17 protein-coding genes are annotated in these 16538 nt (G+C 68.0%); 9 read left to right on the forward strand and 8 right to left on the reverse strand.

Going from position 1 to position 16538, the window contains the following annotated elements:
* Positions 1 to 105 precede the first annotated feature (105 nt).
* Both DIE22_RS22145 and DIE22_RS22155 read right to left on the reverse strand, forming a co-directional pair.
* Positions 106 to 906 carry a hypothetical protein gene (locus DIE22_RS22145; RefSeq protein WP_124500118.1) on the reverse strand — a complete coding sequence of 267 codons (801 nt, stop codon included), beginning with the start codon at positions 904 to 906 and terminating at the stop codon, positions 106 to 108.
* A gap of 237 nt (positions 907 to 1143) precedes the next feature.
* Positions 1144 to 2208 (reverse strand): glycosyltransferase family 4 protein, encoded by a 1065-nt coding sequence (locus tag DIE22_RS22155; RefSeq protein ID WP_026044940.1) that lies wholly within the window; start codon positions 2206 to 2208, stop codon positions 1144 to 1146.
* Between the two features lie 561 nt (positions 2209 to 2769).
* Between DIE22_RS22155 and DIE22_RS22160 the strand changes: the two genes are divergently transcribed.
* Both DIE22_RS22160 and DIE22_RS22165 read left to right on the forward strand, forming a co-directional pair.
* The gene (locus DIE22_RS22160; RefSeq protein ID WP_124606110.1) at positions 2770 to 4599 is read left to right on the forward strand and encodes an ABC transporter ATP-binding protein; all 1830 of its coding nucleotides are present in this window, start codon (positions 2770 to 2772) and stop codon (positions 4597 to 4599) included.
* 210 nt (positions 4600 to 4809) lie between these two features.
* Complete coding sequence (locus DIE22_RS22165) at positions 4810 to 5694, forward strand: patatin-like phospholipase family protein (RefSeq protein ID WP_124606111.1); 885 nt, start codon at positions 4810 to 4812, stop codon at positions 5692 to 5694.
* Positions 5695 to 5804: 110 nt separating this feature from the next.
* On the opposite strand, the gene otsA is transcribed toward DIE22_RS22165, so the two are convergent.
* Positions 5805 to 7184, reverse strand: coding sequence for an alpha,alpha-trehalose-phosphate synthase (UDP-forming) (otsA, locus tag DIE22_RS22170; protein ID WP_124500122.1), 1380 nt, complete (start codon positions 7182 to 7184; stop codon positions 5805 to 5807).
* Positions 7181 to 7933, reverse strand: a complete 753-nt coding sequence (gene otsB, locus DIE22_RS22175; RefSeq protein WP_124500123.1) for a trehalose-phosphatase — start codon at positions 7931 to 7933, stop codon at positions 7181 to 7183. The genes otsA and otsB overlap by 4 nt, the downstream gene beginning before the upstream one ends.
* Positions 7934 to 8501: 568 nt before the next feature.
* Between otsB and DIE22_RS22185 the strand changes: the two genes are divergently transcribed.
* Genes DIE22_RS22185 through DIE22_RS22195 form a run of 3 tightly spaced genes read left to right on the forward strand, consistent with a single transcriptional unit; the run spans position 8502 to position 10478 of the window.
* A complete protein-coding gene (locus DIE22_RS22185; protein WP_124500125.1) occupies positions 8502 to 9146 on the forward strand; it encodes an SCO family protein in 645 nt (214 codons plus the stop codon).
* Between the two features lie 8 nt (positions 9147 to 9154).
* Complete coding sequence (locus DIE22_RS22190) at positions 9155 to 9595, forward strand: copper chaperone PCu(A)C (RefSeq protein WP_124500126.1); 441 nt, start codon at positions 9155 to 9157, stop codon at positions 9593 to 9595.
* 10 nt (positions 9596 to 9605) lie between these two features.
* Entirely contained in the window at positions 9606 to 10478 is an 873-nt protein-coding gene (locus tag DIE22_RS22195; RefSeq protein ID WP_124606112.1) for a cytochrome c oxidase assembly protein, read from the forward strand.
* A 14-nt stretch (positions 10479 to 10492) separates the two neighbouring features.
* Here DIE22_RS22195 and DIE22_RS22200 read toward each other — a convergent pair whose 3' ends face one another.
* Both DIE22_RS22200 and DIE22_RS22205 read right to left on the reverse strand, forming a co-directional pair.
* A complete protein-coding gene (locus tag DIE22_RS22200) occupies positions 10493 to 10984 on the reverse strand; it encodes a GNAT family N-acetyltransferase (protein WP_124500128.1) in 492 nt (163 codons plus the stop codon).
* 127 nt (positions 10985 to 11111) lie between these two features.
* Positions 11112 to 11978 carry a pirin family protein gene (locus tag DIE22_RS22205; RefSeq protein WP_124606113.1) on the reverse strand — a complete coding sequence of 289 codons (867 nt, stop codon included), beginning with the start codon at positions 11976 to 11978 and terminating at the stop codon, positions 11112 to 11114.
* Positions 11979 to 12088: 110 nt separating this feature from the next.
* Here DIE22_RS22205 and DIE22_RS22210 point away from each other — a divergent pair, with 110 nt between their 5' ends.
* Positions 12089 to 13006, forward strand: coding sequence for a LysR family transcriptional regulator (locus tag DIE22_RS22210; RefSeq protein WP_124500130.1), 918 nt, complete (start codon positions 12089 to 12091; stop codon positions 13004 to 13006).
* Between the two features lie 146 nt (positions 13007 to 13152).
* Entirely contained in the window at positions 13153 to 13665 is a 513-nt protein-coding gene (locus DIE22_RS22215; RefSeq protein WP_124500131.1) for a GAF domain-containing protein, read from the forward strand.
* 121 nt (positions 13666 to 13786) lie between these two features.
* On the opposite strand, the gene map is transcribed toward DIE22_RS22215, so the two are convergent.
* Entirely contained in the window at positions 13787 to 14593 is an 807-nt protein-coding gene (map, locus tag DIE22_RS22220) for a type I methionyl aminopeptidase (RefSeq protein WP_124500132.1), read from the reverse strand.
* Positions 14593 to 14829 carry a ParD-like family protein gene (locus tag DIE22_RS22225; RefSeq protein WP_124500133.1) on the reverse strand — a complete coding sequence of 79 codons (237 nt, stop codon included), beginning with the start codon at positions 14827 to 14829 and terminating at the stop codon, positions 14593 to 14595. The genes map and DIE22_RS22225 overlap by 1 nt, the downstream gene beginning before the upstream one ends.
* A 149-nt stretch (positions 14830 to 14978) precedes the next feature.
* Here DIE22_RS22225 and DIE22_RS22230 point away from each other — a divergent pair, with 149 nt between their 5' ends.
* The gene (locus DIE22_RS22230) at positions 14979 to 15638 is read left to right on the forward strand and encodes a helix-turn-helix domain-containing protein (RefSeq protein WP_124606114.1); all 660 of its coding nucleotides are present in this window, start codon (positions 14979 to 14981) and stop codon (positions 15636 to 15638) included.
* Positions 15635 to 16183, forward strand: a complete 549-nt coding sequence (locus DIE22_RS22235) for a GNAT family N-acetyltransferase (RefSeq protein WP_124500135.1) — start codon at positions 15635 to 15637, stop codon at positions 16181 to 16183. The genes DIE22_RS22230 and DIE22_RS22235 overlap by 4 nt, the downstream gene beginning before the upstream one ends.
* Positions 16184 to 16538: the final 355 nt, after the last annotated feature.

Below are 16538 nucleotides of genomic sequence, written 5' to 3' on the forward strand. Positions count from 1 at the left end.
TGCCGTTGGCCCGCGAGGATCCACCTCCTGCTTCTGCTCTCACGTTCACGGGTGGGACGCGTTCATTTCAATTCTCCTTGTCGCCCGCGCGCCGCGCAGGCCTTGTCAGACGATCTGCTTGAGCGCCGCGTCGAGCGCCAGCACCGCGACGCGGTCGCCCTCGGTCGCGAGCGGCGCGCGCATCACGATCTGCCGGTTATGGCCGACGGCCGCCGGCGAATCCCACAGCAGCTCCACCTTCGACCGCCGGAACAGGCTGCCGCGACGCGGCGGCACGGCGGCCGGCCGCGCACCCTGCTCGCCTGCCGCAGGCGCGACCCGGCCGGGCCAGCGGACCGACAGTTCGCGTGCATCGTACTGGCCAACCTTGCGGCTCTCCATCCAGACGATCGCGGTGCGCGTGAGCGTATCGAGCGAGATCGCGTAGCGGCCGACCGCGAAACGGCGCGCGGCCACGTTGGTACGCCACAGCGGCCGCGGACGGCACATCCACACGATCGCCGCATACAGCGCCGGCGCGGCGACGAGCCAGCCGTTGGTCGCCGCCACCGCGTGCAGCGCATGGCGCCAGCCGGCCGCCCAGGCGAACGCGCCGATCGACCACACGGCAAACAGGCAACCGATCAGCGCGAAGACGCGCAGCGCCTGGCGCAGCCACTGCGGCAGCGGATGGAACGGCCGCTCGGCGCGCGCGACGGCGCCCGGCAGCGCGAGCAGCAGGAAGATCAGCACGAGATAGACGAACGCCCAGGGCGACGACACCATCGCCGACAGCGACGCGCGATAGCCCATCTGGGACATCGAGAACAGCCAGCGCGCGAGCAGCACGAGACCGATCGCGCGCAACGCGAAGATCACGCCGGCGCCGGGGGCCGGCGCTGCGCGCGTGGTTTTCGTTCTCGCCAAGACTGCTCTCCTCTCGATGTTCGTGCGGGGCCGGATTTCACGGCACGGCCATTATAGGGACATTACCGTCTGGACAGACGGCCGGATGGCGTGCCGGACCGCTTCCTGGGGCGTTCGCGGCGTCGGGCGCGGCGAGAATACAACAGATCCGCGCCGCAGATGTGACAACGCCCCGCCGGGGACCCGGACGGGGCGTCGATGACGGCCATCAGCCGCGGCGCGGCCGGCGGCCCGCCATCAGCCTGCGTTGACTTCGCGCAGCACCGTGCGGCGCTTCTGGCGCAGCAGTTCCTCGTAGCCCTTCACGTAGTTCTGCGCCATCACCTTCGACGAGAAGCGCGCTTCGAACGCCGCACGCACCTTCTCGCGCGGCAGCGTATCGAGGCGCTTGAGCGCCGCGACGGCCGACAGTTCGTCTTCGACGACGAAGCCCGACACGCCGTTGTCGATCACTTCCGGCACCGAGCCGCGCTTGAACGCGATCACCGGCGTGCCGCAGGCCATCGCCTCGATCATCACCAGGCCGAACGGCTCCGGCCAGTCGATCGGGAACAGCAGCGCGTGCGCGTTGCCCAGGAATTCGGTCTTTTCCGACTCGCTGATTTCGCCGATGTACTCGACGTGCGGCAGCGCGAACAGCGGCTTGATCTTCTCTTCGTAGTACGCGCGGTCAGCCTTGTCGAGCTTCGCGGCGATCTTGATCGGCAGGCCGGCCTGCTCGGCGATGCGGATCGCGGTGTCGACGCGCTTCTCCGGCGAGATGCGGCCGAGGAACGCGAGGTAGCTCGGCTTCACGTTCGGGATCGGCGTCAGCAGGTTTTCCGGCAGGCCGTGGTACACGGTCGACAGCCAGTTCGCCTGCGGCAGCGGGATGCGCTGGTTGTCGGAGATCGACACGACCGGCACGTCGCTGAACGCGTTGAAGATCGGCTGCAGTTCCGGCAGGTCGAGACGGCCGTGCATCGTCGTCAGATGCGGGACCGGCTGGCGCGAGAATAGCGAGAACGGGTAGTAGTCGATGTGACAGTGCAGGACGTCGAACTCTTCCGCGCGGCGGCGCACCTGCTCGAGGAGCAGCATGTGCGGGGCCATCACGTCGCGGATCGTCGGGTCGAGGCGCAGCGCCTGCGGCCAGCACGCTTCGAGCTTCGCCGACGTTTGCGAATCGCCGCTCGCGAAGAGCGTGACGTCATGCCCCATCTCGACAAGTGCTTCGGTGAGGTAGGACACCACTCGCTCGGTACCACCGTAAAGCTTCGGGGGCACCGCTTCGTGCAACGGAGCGATTTGGGCGATTCGCATGCGTAACTCCTAAAAATTCGGCTAAAAACCAGGTATGGGTCGGCAACCTGCCGGCGGTCCGGGCTGGATGCATTTCGTCCGACCATCGGACGAATCAGCCTGCCGGGGGCGTCGAACCCGCGCTGCTCAAGGAGCGTCGGCGACGCGACAGGCATAGAACGTTTGAAACGAAGACCCGTTGACAGGGGTTCGTAAAAAACCTGGAATCGAACCCGGAGCCGATTATCTAGGGTTAATCCCGATACGGCGCACGACATTTCAAACACTTTACTTTGTTACAAAGGCGCAACACTTTGCAACCCGCGGACTTGGGCGTCCGTTCTAGAGTGGAAGGCCCTTTTGGCGTTCCGTGTCATCTCGCCACTGCCGATGCGATTCCGGTGCGTACGGCAGGACGGGATGCAGGATTTTATCTCAGAATTGAACGCGCGCCCCTGGCCAAGGCAAGATTCGCGCAGCGCAATGCACGGCCTTGTTTACAATGCCGGATTATTCAGTCCGGGCGACCGCCGGCTGCGACCCAGCCGCTCCGCTCAATCACCGAATCACCGCACGCATATTTTGGAATCTCTCACCCCTGCCCAGCGCAACGCCCACAACGCGAAGCTGTCGAGCTACGCGCATCGGCCGATCGCGTTCCTGTTCCGCTACATCCGCCTGCATCCCGTCGCGCACCTCGTCGTGCTCTGCAGCGTGCTGGCCGCCGTCGGGTGCGCGCTCGGCTCGCAATACGCGATCAAGCACCTGATCGACGTGCTCGCGGCCGGGCGCCATCATCCGGGCCCGCTGTGGAGCGCCTTCGCGCTGCTCGTCGGGCTGATCGCGGCCGACAACCTGCTGTGGCGCGTCGGCGGCTGGGTCGCCGCGCACACGTTCGTCGCGGTCACCGGCGACCTGCGGCGCGACCTGTTCCAGTACCTGATCGGCCATTCGCCGACGTACTACTCGGAAAAGCAGCCGGGCACGCTCGCAAGCCGCATCACCGCCACGTCGAACGCCGTCTATACGTCCGAGAACACGATGGCGTGGAACGTGCTGCCGCCGTGCATCGCGGTGATGGGCGCGATCCTGATGATCATCGTCGTGAACCCGCTGATGGCCGCCGGCCTGCTCGGCTGTTCGGCCGTGCTCTCCGTCGTGCTGTTCAAGCTCGCCGGGCGCGGCTCCGCGCGCCATCACGCGTTCGCGTCGAAGGCCGCCGCGGTCGACGGCGAGCTCGTCGACGTGATCGGCAACATGGGCCTCGTGCGTGCGTTCGGGATGACGCTGCGCGAACAGAAGCGCTTCGGTGCGACGGTGAAGGCCGAGATGGATGCGCGCCAGCAAAGCCTGCTCTATCTCGAGAAACTGCGGTTGCTGCACGCGGTGATCACCGCGATGCTGTCCGCCGGCCTGCTCGGCTGGGCGCTGTGGCTGTGGGACCAGGGCCGCGCGACGTCCGGCGACATCGTGCTCGTCAGCTCGCTCGGCTTCACGATCCTGCACGGCACGCGCGATCTGGCGGTCGCGCTCGTCGACGTCACGCAGCACGTGGCACGCCTGTCCGAAGCCGTGAAGACGCTGCTCGAGCCGCACGGAATGCCGGACCGCTCCGACGCGCAGCCTCTGTCGGCCAAGGGCGGACGCGTCGATTTCGAACGCGTGTCGTTCGCGTATCCGCACCGCCGCGCGATCCTCGACCACTTCGACCTCCATATCGAACCGGGCCAGCGCGTCGGCCTGATCGGCAAGTCGGGCGCCGGCAAGTCGACCGTGCTCGCGCTGCTGCAGCGCTTCTACGACACGCAGGACGGCGCCGTGATGGTCGACGGCCAGGACGTGAAGGCGATCACGCAGGACAGCCTGCGCCATGCCATCGCGCTCGTGCCGCAGGACATCTCGCTGCTGCACCGGACCATCTACGACAACATCGCGTACGGCCGCCCCGACGCGACCCGCGAGGCAGTGCTCGCCGCCGCGCGCGACGCCCGCTGCTCGGAGTTCATCGAGGCGATGCCGGAAGGCTATGACACGATCGTCGGCGACCGCGGCGTGAAGCTGTCGGGCGGCCAGCGCCAGCGCATCGCGATCGCGCGCGCGATCCTGAAGGACGCGCCGATCCTGCTGCTCGACGAAGCGACGTCCGCACTCGACAGCGCATCCGAGGAAGCGATCCAGAGCGCGCTCGACCGCCTGATGGTCGGCCGCACGGTAATCGCGATCGCGCACCGGCTGTCGACGCTGCGCAACTTCGACCGGATCATCGTGATGAGCAACGGCAAGGTGATCGACGACGGCAGCCCCGACGTGCTGCGCAACCGCCCGGGCCTGTACCGCGACCTGCTCGCGAAGCAGCACGGGCGCCATCACGCGCCCGACGGCACCACACCGACCGGCGAACGCGCGGCCTGACGCCGCGGCGCGCAGCCAACAAAAAAACCGCCGTGCTTCATGCACGGCGGTTTTTTTTCGGCTCATCGCGGCATTCCGGGGAACGCGGCGCGCATCGTCGGCCGAGCGGCCGGGACCGCGTGCCGGCAGGGTTTTCATCAGGGCATCCGGGGCGCCGCACGATCCATCATGGAGAAAGCACTGTCGCAGCCAACCGCAGGAGGGCGCACCGTGACTTCCGATCCCACTCCCTCGACCGCCTTCGTGTTCGCCGGCGGCGGCAGTCTTGGCGCGATCGAGGTCGGCATGCTCCGCGAGCTGGTCGCGAGCGGCGAACGGCCCGATTGCGTCGTCGGCGCGTCGGCGGGCGCGATCAATGCCGCCTACTTCGCCGGCCGGCCGGACGCGGACGGCGTCGCGACGCTCGCCGCGCTGTGGTGCAGAATCCGCCGCCAGGACGTCATGCCGTTCTCGGTGCGCAGCGTCATCGCGATGCTGCTGCGCAACCGGCCGCATCTGGTCGAGGCCGATGCGCTGCGCCTGCTGCTGGAAAAGAACCTGCCGTACCGGCGGATCGAGCAGGCAGCGTTGCCGCTCCACATCGTCGCGACTGACGTGCTGAATGGCCACGAAGTCGTGCTGTCCGCCGGCCCGGTCGTGGATGCCGTGCAGGCCAGCGCGGCGATTCCCGGCGTGTTTCCGTCGGTCAGCATCGGCGGCGTGGAACTCGTCGACGGCGGCGTCGCGAACAATACGCCAATCTCCGTTGCGATCGCGCTCGGCGTCAAGCGGATCGTCGTGCTGCCGGCCGGGTTCGCCTGTGCGTTGCGCATGCCGCCGCGCAGCGCGATCGCGCATGCGACGCACGCGCTGACGCTCGTGATCGCGCGGCAACTGGTGCGCGACCTGGAGCTGTACGCGGCACGCGCGCAAATCCATGTCGTGCCGCCGCTCTGTCCGCTCGAAGTGTCGTCATACGATTACTCGCAGTGCGCGCAATTGATCGACAAGGCCGCGGAACGGACACGCGCGTGGATCGATGCGGGCGGGCTCGCGCAGTGCGCGATTCCTGGCGAGCTGCGCGAGCACGATCATGCCGCGACGCTGTCGCATTAATGGTTGCTCACGTGCCGTGCGGACTCGTGACCGACGCACGCCGATTGCCGGAGTGCCGGGGCTTCTCCCCGGAAATCCGCAAAGAACTTTTTTGCCCCGGAGACAGCCGGCTAGCCGTGCTGCAGATCGCGCAGGAAGTTGTCGCGCCACACCGACACGTTGTTCTCGCGCAGCTGCGCGATCATGTCCGCGTAACGCGTGCGCCGCTCGGCGAGCGGCATCGTCAGCGCCTGCGACAGCGCATCGGCCATCCCGTCGATATCGATCGGATTGACGATCAGCGCACCCGTGAGCTCGCGCGCCGCGCCCGCGAAACGCGACAGCACGAGCACGCCCGGATCATCCGGATTCTGCGCGGACACATACTCCTTCGCGACGAGGTTCATCCCGTCGCGCAGCGGCGTCACGAAGCCCACACGTGCGAGCCGGTACAGCGCGGCCAGCACCTGGCGGTCGTACTGGCGATGGATGTAGAGGATCGGCGCCCAGTCGAGCTCCGCGTAACGGCCGTTGATGCGCCCCGACTCCGCTTCGAGCTGCAGGCGGATGTCCTGGTACGCGCGCAGGTCCGCGCGCGTCGACGGCGCGATCTGCAGGAACGACACGCGGTTGCGGATCGATGTCTGGTGCTCCAGCAGCTTCTCGAACGCGCGGAACCGCTCGACGAGCCCCTTCGAGTAATCGAGCCGGTCGACGCTCATGATCAACTGGCGCGCGCGCAGCGACGTCGCCAGCGTGCGCACGGCCTTGCCGTTTTCGCCCGCCTGCGCGAGCGACGCGATCTCGTCCGGGTACACGCCGATCGGATAGGCGGCCGCGCGCAGCGTGTTGCCGAACGCGCTCACGCGCACCGTGCGCCCGTCGCGCGCCGCTTCGCCGCCGGCCTCGAACTCGATGTAGTCGCAGAACGCGCGCAGGTCGGGCTCGGTCTGGAAGCCGAGCAGGTCGAACGCGCACAGCGATTCGACGAGCTCGCGATGCGGCGGCACGTTGACGAGCACCTGCGCGGCCGGAAACGGGATGTGCAGGAAGAAGCCGATGCGGTTCTTCACGCCGGCCTCGCGCAGCGCACGCGCGAACGGGATCAGGTGATAGTCGTGCACCCAGATCACGTCGTCGTCCTGCAGCAGCGGCACGAGCTGCTGCGCGAGCCAGTCGTTCACGCGGCGGTAGCCTTCGAACTCGTGGCGGTCGTACTGGATCAGGTCCGCGCGGTAATGGAATGCCGGCCACAGCGTCGCGTTCGAGAAACCGCGGTAGTACTGGTCGTAATCGCGGCGCGACAGCCCGACGGTCGCGAACGTCACGGGGCCGCGCTCCTCGATGCGGATCTGCGGCGCACCGGACGCGACCACCTCGCCGCTCCAGCCGAACCACATGCCGCCCGTCTCCTTCAGCGCATCGTAGACGCCGATCGCGAGGCCGCCCGCCGCCGGCTCGCCTTCCGAAATCGGCGCGACGCGGTTTGAAACGATGATGAGTCGGCTCATGCGCCCGGCTGCTCCGCGCCAAGCCAGCGGGCGATCTGCGCGTGCAGCGCGTCGACCGAGTCGAGCCGCGTGCGGGCCGACGTCTCACCCGCGCCGACCTTGATCGACAGGCCGCCGCGCGCGTTGACCACCGCGAAACCCTTCTCGTCGGTCAGGTCGTCGCCCGCGAACAGCGGCACGCGGCCCGCGAACGGCGGCTCGTCGAGGAATGCGGCCAGCGCGCGCCCCTTGTCGACGCCCTTCGGCTTGATCTCGAACACCATCTTGCCGGGCTGCAGGACATACGCATCCGCATATTCGGCGACGAGACGCTCGGCCGCCTCGCGCGCGGCCGGCTCGCGCTCCGGCGCGTTGCGGTAGTGCAGTGCGACGGCCGCCCCCTTGATTTCGAGCAGCATGCCCGGATGACGATCGACGACGGCCGCGAGTTCGCGCTCGATGCGCAGCAGCCGTTCGTCGTTGAAGCCGATGCGCTGCGTGTCGCCGTTCGCGTCGCGGCGCTCGGCGCCGTGCAGGCCGGCGATCGGCAGGTCCGGCATGTTCAGGAACGTGTCGAGATTGTCGATGCCGCGACCCGATACGACGGCGACCGCGCCGTGCGAGCGGCGCCGCAATTCGTCGAGCAGCGTCAGCAGCGACGGCGGCACGTGAATGCTGTCGGGCGTCGGCGCCAGCTCGACGAGCGTGCCGTCGAAGTCGAAAAAGAACGCGGTGTCGGTCAGGGACAGGGAAGCCGGAACGGATTGCATCGATTCGATGGTCTGAGGAGCGGCCTGCAAACGCGGGGCCGCCGCTGCAAGAATGGAATTGTGCGCATCTTACCGCGCCTGCGTACCGAGATGGGCGAAACCGGCGCAGCGCGGACCTCGCGCCGCCGCCCGCGTCAACTGCGACATATTGCCCCGTTCGCCCGTGCCGTACGGGTTTCGAAAGGACGCGGGCGCGGGATTTGCGCTACAGTCGGCAACCGTCGGCCGCGCGACGCATGGCGCCGCGCCGGCCGACGACCGTTCCGTCCGATCGAGCATTAGGGACTGTTTCCATATGGAACGCACATGCGAATGCCCGAAATCGCCCGTATGGCAAGGAGTGAGGAGCGCCGTTTGGCCGAGCCAAACAAGCGATGAACGACGCCGCCATACGGGCGATTTCGGGCATTCCCGTGACATGAATTTTTTAATTTGGGGTTGCCACGAGAACGGCCGCTCGCCGCGTTGCGCTCCTTGCGAATACGTCAGTATTCGCGGCGTCGCGCGCCTCGCGAGCGGCCGTTCTCGTGGCAACGCATGCGCGTTCCATATGGAAACAGTCCCTAAGATGTCGTCTGCCCGTCCCGCGCCACACCGGCGCTCCCTCAGCTTGACCCGCTTCGTCCGCACGGCCGCGGCGCTGACCGTCGCCGTCGCGCTCGCCGCCTGCACGCACGACGAGCCGGACTGGCACCTGACCAACGTCACGGGCCACCTGCCCGACCTGTCGTTCACGCTGACCGGCGGCGACGGCCACCCGGTCGATGCAAACGCATTTCACGGCCGCATCGCGCTCGTCTACTTCGGCTACACGCACTGCCCGGACGTCTGCCCCGAAACGATGGCACGGCTGATGGAAGTGCTCGCGAAGCTCGGTCCGCAGGCGAACGACGTGCGCATCCTGTTCGTCTCGGTCGATCCCGCGCGCGACACGCCGCAGGCGATGCAGTCGTACGTCGCTGCGTTCGACGCCGCGCACGCGCGCGGCCTGACCGGCACCGACGGCCAGATCGAATCGCTCGCGAAACGCTATCGCGTCGCGTACCAGATGGAAAAGCGCGATCCGTCCGGCGGCTACGAGGTCACGCACAGCTCGGCCGTCTACATCTTCGACGCGAACGGTCGCGCGCGCCTGCTCGCGACCGACCGCGATTCGCCCGACGCCATCGCCGCCGATGTGCGCCGGATCATCGACACTGCCTCCACCACATGAATTCCGACATGAAGACGCCCCTCAAGACGTTCGCCCTCCTCGCCGCGCTGTGCACCGGCGCGCACGCCTACGCCGCCGGCGCGATCACCGCGCAGAATGCGTGGGTGCGCTGGCTGCCGAACCAGCTGCCCGCGGGCGGCTACGTGACGCTCGTCAACACGGGCGACAAGCCGGTCGATCTCGTCGACGTCGACAGCCCCGACTACGGGATGGCGATGCTGCACCAGACCGTGTCGAACGGCTCGACGCAGAAGATGGAAATGGTCGACAAGCTGACGATCCCCGCGCGCGGCAAGGTCGACATCGCGCCGGGCGGCTATCACTTCATGCTCGAGGAACCGAAGCACGCGATCAAGCCCGGCGACACCGTGCGCCTGCGCCTGAAGTTCTCCGACGGCGAAACGGTCGACACGCCGTTCGCCGTGAAATCGCCGGCCCAGGCGAAGTGATGCGCGCGCGATGAACGCCCTGTACTGGCTCGATCCGTGGGAACCGTCGCCGACCGTGGTCATCGCGGTGCTGACGGCCGCCGTGCTGTTCGCACGCGGCGCGAGAAAGGCGAAGGTGTCGCCGCTGCGGCAGTTCTCGTTCTGGCTCGGGCTGACGGCACTCTATATCGCGCTGCATACGCGGCTCGACTACTTCTTCGAGCACGAGTTCTTCATGCACCGCGCGCAGCACCTGGTGCTGCATCACCTCGGACCGTTCTTCATCGCGCTGGCGTACCCGGGTGCGGCGATCCGCGCGGGCATTCCGTTTCGCTGGCGGCAGCGCTTCGTGCGCCCCGCGCTTGCCTGGGCACCCGTGCGCGCGACGCTCGACGTGGTGTTCCATCCGGTCGTCGCGGTCGTGCTGTTCGTCGGGCTGATCTATTTCTGGCTGCTGTCGCCGATCCACTTCATCGCGATGCTCGACTGGCGCCTGTATCGCGTGATGAACTGGAGCATGGTGATCGACGGGCTGCTGTTCTGGTGGCTCGTCGTCGATCCGCGTCCCGCGCCGCCCGCGCGGCTGTCGCCGGGCCGCCGGATCCTGATCGTCGTCGCGGCGATCCCGCCGCAGATCGCGCTCGGCGCGCTGATCTTCTTCACGCCGCACGAGCTGTATCCGATCTACTCGATCTGCGGGCGCGCCTTCACGTGGCTCAGCCCGCTGCGCGACCAGCAGATCGGCGGCTTGCTGCTGTGGATTCCGGGTTCGATGATGAGCGTGATCGGCGCGCTGATCGCGCTGCGGCACTGGCTGCGGCTGTCCGCACGCGGCCGCTTGCTCGACGAGCGGGTTGCGGCCCGGCGCGCGGAGCGAGCGTCGGTGACGCGCGCCGCCCACTGACGGCGCGCCGCGCGTCAGCCGCGCGCGCTGGTCATCCACACGTGCGGGATGCCGTCCTCGTCGTGCACGTCCGAGCTCGGCGTGAAGCCGAATGCCCCGTAGAAACGCTGCAGGTGGGCCTGCGCATGCAGGCTCACCGGCGTATCCGGCCACTGCGCGCGAATGTGCTCGAGCGCGCGCGACAGCAGCGCGTTGCCGAGGCCGGCGCCGCGAAACGGCGCAGTCGTCAGCACGCGGCCGATGCGCACGTCGGCGTTCTGCGCATCCGGCAGCAGCACGCGCAGGTAGCCGGCCAGGCGGCCCGCCGGATCGTACGCGGCCAGGTGCCATGCGGCCTGGTCCGCACCGTCGATGTCGCGATACACGCAGTTCTGCTCGACGACGAATACGGCGCTGCGCGCATCGAGGATCGAATAGACTTCGCGCGCCGTCAGCGCGTCGAAGGAGTTCCAGCGCCAGTCGAGATCGTCGGCGCGCGGGGATGCGGCAGGTGCGGAAGCGTTCATGGTCGGTCCTGATTCGGGCGCGCCGGCCGGCGCGCGGCAACCGTCGATTATGCCTCGAAGCGCACGCGGCACGCGACCGCCCTTCCGCGCATGGGAAACGGCCCCGCAATTGCGCGGGGCCTGTCCGTCATGACGGCATCCTGCCGAAGCGGCCGTTGTTGAAATCGTCGACCGCGGTCCGGATTTCCTCTTGCGAGTTCATCACGAACGGCCCGTAACCGACGATCGGCTCATCGATCGGTTCGCCGCTCAAAATCAGCAGCTTGGCATCGCCGTTCGCTTCGATGTCGACATCGCGGCCGTCGCGGCTCAGTTGCACGAACTGCGCTTCGCGGGCAACGGTCTCGCCGTTCACCAGCAGCGTACCGCTCAGCACGACCACCGCAAGCGTCCGCCCTTCAGCGATCGGGAACCGCGCACGGCCGCCGGCTGCAAGCCGCACGTCCCACACGTCGATCGGCGTGTGCGTGCGGGCCGGGCCGCGCCGCCCGTCGAGTTCGCCCGCGATGATCCGCGCGCGACCCGCACCGTCCGGCAGTTCGACCACCGGGATGTCCGCGTTCAGCAGCGTCTGGTAGCCGGGTGCGCCCATCTTGTCGGCGGCGGGCAGGTTCACCCACAGCTGCACCATCTCGAGCGGACCGCCGCGCTTCGTGAATGCCTCCGAGTGGAATTCCTCGTGCAGGATCCCGCTCGCGGCCGTCATCCACTGCACGTCGCCCGCGCCGATCACGCCGCCCGCGCCGGTCGAGTCGCGGTGTGCGACTTCGCCGTCGTAGACGATCGTCACCGTTTCGAACCCGCGGTGCGGGTGCTGGCCCACCCCGCGCGGCGCCGAAGCCGGCTCGAAGTTCGCGGGGCCCGCGTAGTCGAGCAGCAGGAACGGGCTCAGGTGCGCCCCGTGAGACTGATAGCTGAACATCGAACGCACCGGAAAACCGTCGCCGACCCAATGGCCGCGCGGCGCGCTGTAAACACCCTGGATCTTCTTCATTTGCCTTCTCCGAATTGCGGCGAAACACGTGTTTCGCATCCTGAACACGAATATAGAGATGGAACGATCGATCCGGTAGACTGCCAAAATCGCACTCAGCGTTCCATTTGATGAACGATAACGAACGGGATCTGAACGATCTCTATTACTTCGTGCAGGTGGTCGAGCACGGCGGCTTCGCGCCGGCCGGGCGCGCGCTGAACCTGCCGAAATCGAAGCTGAGCCGCCGCCTCGCGCTGCTCGAGGCGCGGCTCGGGATGCGGCTGATCCAGCGCTCGACGCGCCGTTTCACCGTCACCGACGTCGGCCAGACCTACTACGCGCACTGTCGCGCGATGCTCGTCGAGGCGGACGCCGCCGACGAGGCGATCGCGCTGCTGCACGAGGAGCCGCGCGGCATCGTGCGCGTCAGTTGCCCGGTCGTGCTGCTCGATTCGCTGGTCGGCACGATGATCGCCGCGTTCATGGTCGCGTGCCCGCGCGTCGAGATTCATCTGGAAGCGACCAACCGGCGCGTCGACGTGGTCGGCGAAGGGATCGACGTCGCGATCCGCGTGCGTCCGCCGCCGCTCGAGGACAGCGATCTGGCGCTGCGCGTGCTGGCCGAGCGCGGCCAGTGCCTCGTCGCGAGCCCCGCGTTGCTGCGCGAACTCGGCACGCCGGCCGTTCCCGCCGACCTGACCCGCCTGCCGAGCCTCGATCACGGTGTGCCACAGGCCGCGCACGTATGGCGGCTGCGCGGCCCCGACGGCGCGCAGGCGGAAATCCACCACCAGCCGCGCCTCGTGACGGGCGGCATGCTCGCACTGCGCGCGGCGGCCGTCGCGGGCGTCGGCGTCGTGCAGTTGCCGACGATGATGGTGCGCGACGAAGTCGCGCGCGGCGAACTGGTGACCGTGCTGCCCGACTGGGCGCCGCGCCGCGAGATCGTGCATGCGGTGTTCGCGTCGCGGCGCGGGCTGCTGCCGGCGGTGCGTGCGCTGCTCGATTTCCTGGCCGAACGGTTCGCCGGACTCGAACCCGATTGAGCGGCGTCGCGGGCACCTGCGCGCGCGTTCGGCATCGCGCCCCGCGAACCAGGCGCTGCAGACAGGCCGCACGTGCCGTAGACTGCGGGACGCGCATCGCGCTTTTCACCATCCCGCCGTTTCACCACCCTTATCGCATTTCAGCCATGTTCACGCTGTCCAACGACCCTCACGCCTCCAAGGCCGAACTCTATGCGACGCTCGTCGAGCAGGCGCGCGCACTCGTCGAATCGGAACGCGACCTGACCGCGAACGCCGCGAACTTCTCCGCGCTCGTCTATCACTCGCTCGACCGACTGAACTGGGCCGGTTTCTATTTCTTCGACGGATCGGAACTCGTGGTCGGCCCGTTCCAGGGCAAGCCCGCGTGCGTGCGTATCGCGCTCGGCAAGGGGGTGTGCGGCACGGCCGCGCAGACCCGCGAGACGCAGGTCGTGCGCGACGTGCATGAATTCCCGGGCCATATCGCCTGCGATGCCGCGTCGGAATCGGAAATCGTCGTGCCGCTGGTGGCCGCCGACGGCACGCTGATCGGCGTGTGGGACGTCGACAGCCCCGTCGCCGCGCGCTTCGACGACGAGGACCGCAACGGGATGGAAGCGCTGTGCCGCGTGTTCGTCGAACACGCGTGGCAGAAGGCGCGCGGCCAGGCAGCGTGACGCTGCCGGTCGCGGCGTCAGAAACGGCCGCCTGCTGATCGCGCCGCCGCGCGACTGCACATGAAACGGGCCTCATGACGGGGCCCGCATTCGTTGGCCGCTGCGCGCGGCTTGCCGCGCGTCAGGCCGCGTGCGTGCCGGAAAGCGCCGCGAACGCCTGCGGCGCCACGTCGTCCGACAGGATCTCGAAGCCCTGCTCCGTCACCACGACCATGTGCTCCCATTGCGCGGACAGCGAATGGTCCTTCGTGACGACCGTCCAGCCGTCCGCCAGCACGCGCGTATCGCGCTTGCCCGCATTCAGCATCGGCTCGATCGTGAAGATCATTCCCGGCCGCAGCGGCACGCCGGTGCCCGGGCGGCCGTAGTGCAGCACCTGTGGCTCGTCGTGATACACGTCGCCGATCCCGTGCCCGCAGTACTCGCGGACCACGCTGAACCCTTCGCGATGCGCGACCTGCTGGATCGCATAGCCGACGTCGCCGAGCGTCGCGCCCGGACGAACCGCGCGGATGCCCGCATGCATCGCCTCGTAGGTCGTCGCGACGAGGCGCCGCGCCAGTTCGCCCGGCTCGCCGACGAAGTACATGCGGCTCGTGTCGCCGAACCAGCCGTCCTTGATCACCGCGATATCGAGATTCACGATGTCGCCGTCACGCATCGGCCGCGACGACGGAATGCCGTGACAGACCACGTGGTTGACCGACGTGCACAGGGTTTTCGGATACCCGTGGTAGCCGATGTTCGCCGGGATCGCGCCGAGCTCGTCGACGATGTATTCGCGGCAGCGCGCGTCCAGTTCGTCGGTGGTGACGCCCGGCTTCACGTGCTCGGTGATCATCGTCAGCACCCGGGACGCGAGCTTCGCTGCCTCGCGCGACCTGGCGATTTCCGCGGCACCGCGGATCGGGATTTCGCGCCTCGCCATTACGCCACCTGCTCGAAGCCGTGGGCCACCGACTCCGTCGGACCGGCATCGCCGCCGCGGGCTTCAGTCTCGATCAGCATCCGACAGATATCGCCGTAGGACAGCGACGGATTGAGTTCCGCCAGCATCCCGACGCGCAGCCAGTGCTCCGCCTGCGCATTGATCGAACGGCTCAGCGCGGTACTGGTCGAGCGCAGCCGTTCGTGCATGTGCTCGGATATCTTGATGATTCCCATATGTCTCTAATTAAACGAAATGTAGTCGTTCCGTATATTACGCTCACCCCGGTCGCCGGGCAAGCGCCCGACCGCCAGCGAACCGCCGATCCGAGGCAGCAGGAATCCCGTTGACCTCGAATTCCAATTTGCTGGACAATAAATCCATCATGAAAGAATCAACCCGGTCCCCTGCCGACGACACCGGCATCAACGAACGCATCGCCCGGCGCGTGCGCGACTTGCGCACGCTACGAGGCTACACGCTCGATGCGCTCGCCGCGCGTTCCGGCGTCAGCCGTTCGATGATCTCGCTCATCGAGCGCGCGTCGGCGAGCCCGACGGCCGTCGTGCTCGACAAGCTCGCGGCGGGTCTCGGCGTGTCGCTGGCCGGGCTGTTCGACGGCGAACGCGACGACGCGCCCGCGCACCCTCTGGTGCGGCGCGCGCAGCAGGCGGAATGGCGCGATCCGGCATCCGGTTACGTGCGGCGCAATCTGTCGCCGCCCGGCTGGCCGTCGCCGATTCAGCTCGTCGAGATCGATTTCCCGCCCGGCGCGTGCGTCGCATACGACTCCGGCGGGCGCGACAGCGCACTGCATCAACAGGTGTGGGTCGTCCATGGACGCGTCGACGTCACGTTCGGCGGCCAGCTTCACGAACTTCACGAAGGCGACTGCCTGGCCATGCGCGTCGATCAGCCGCTGGTTTTCAGCAACCCGTCGTCGCAGGTCGCGCGTTATGTCGTCGCGATCTGCGACGTCCCCGCCGCCGCCGGCGCGCGGAGTGTGTCATCCGTTCAAAGCCGACAGGCGCAGGAGCCCCTATGAATTCCCCGAAACAGCGCGACGACGTGCGCCTGATCGATTGCAGCGAGGCCGAGCACGCAGCCGCCATCCTCGAGATCCTGAACGATGCGATCGTGAATTCGACCGCGCTGTACGACTACCGGCCGCGCCCGCCGGAAGCGATGGTTACGTGGTTCGCGACGAAGCGCGCCAGCGGTTTTCCGGTCGTCGGCGCGGTCGACGAGGCGGGCACGCTGGTCGGCTTCGCGAGCTGGGGCACGTTCCGCGCGTTCCCGGCGTTCAAGTACACGGTCGAACACAGCGTCTACGTGCATCGCGACCATCGCGGCCGCGGGCTCGGCGAACTGCTGCTGCGGGAGTTGATCCGTCGTGCGCGCGAAGCCGACGTGCATGTGCTGGTCGGCTGCATCGACGCGACCAACGGCGGCAGCGTCGCATTGCATACGCGCCTCGGCTTCGTGCATTCGGGCACGATCACCGAAGCGGGCTTCAAGTTCGGCCGCTGGCTCGACGCGGCGTTCTATCAGTTGAGGCTCGACACGCCCGTGCAGCCGGTCGACGGCTGATCGGAATCGCCGGGCGCCCGGCGATCTCGCGCCGGCACCGGCGCTGCAAGCGGCCTGCGCCACTACGATCACCGCCCTCGCCGCGACAACGCGCGATCAACCATCGCGCCGCGTGGTCGCCGCGCCGCCTGGCTTTCCCTGGCATCCCGGGCCTCGGCCCCTCACCTTCGCCCCGTGACGACGCGTGTGACGTTCGCCGCATTCTTGCGCGAGAACGGCGGCGATACGGTATTCCCCAGCGGCCGCGGTGCGGTCGCACACCGATCCATCACCCGGAGGATGCCGTATGAAAACGCCCCATGCCCTGCCGCACCATTCCCGATCGCGACACGACGCCGGCCTCGCTCGACTCACG

Source organism: Burkholderia sp. Bp9142 (genome assembly GCF_003853415.1).
Lineage (GTDB): Bacteria > Pseudomonadota > Gammaproteobacteria > Burkholderiales > Burkholderiaceae > Burkholderia.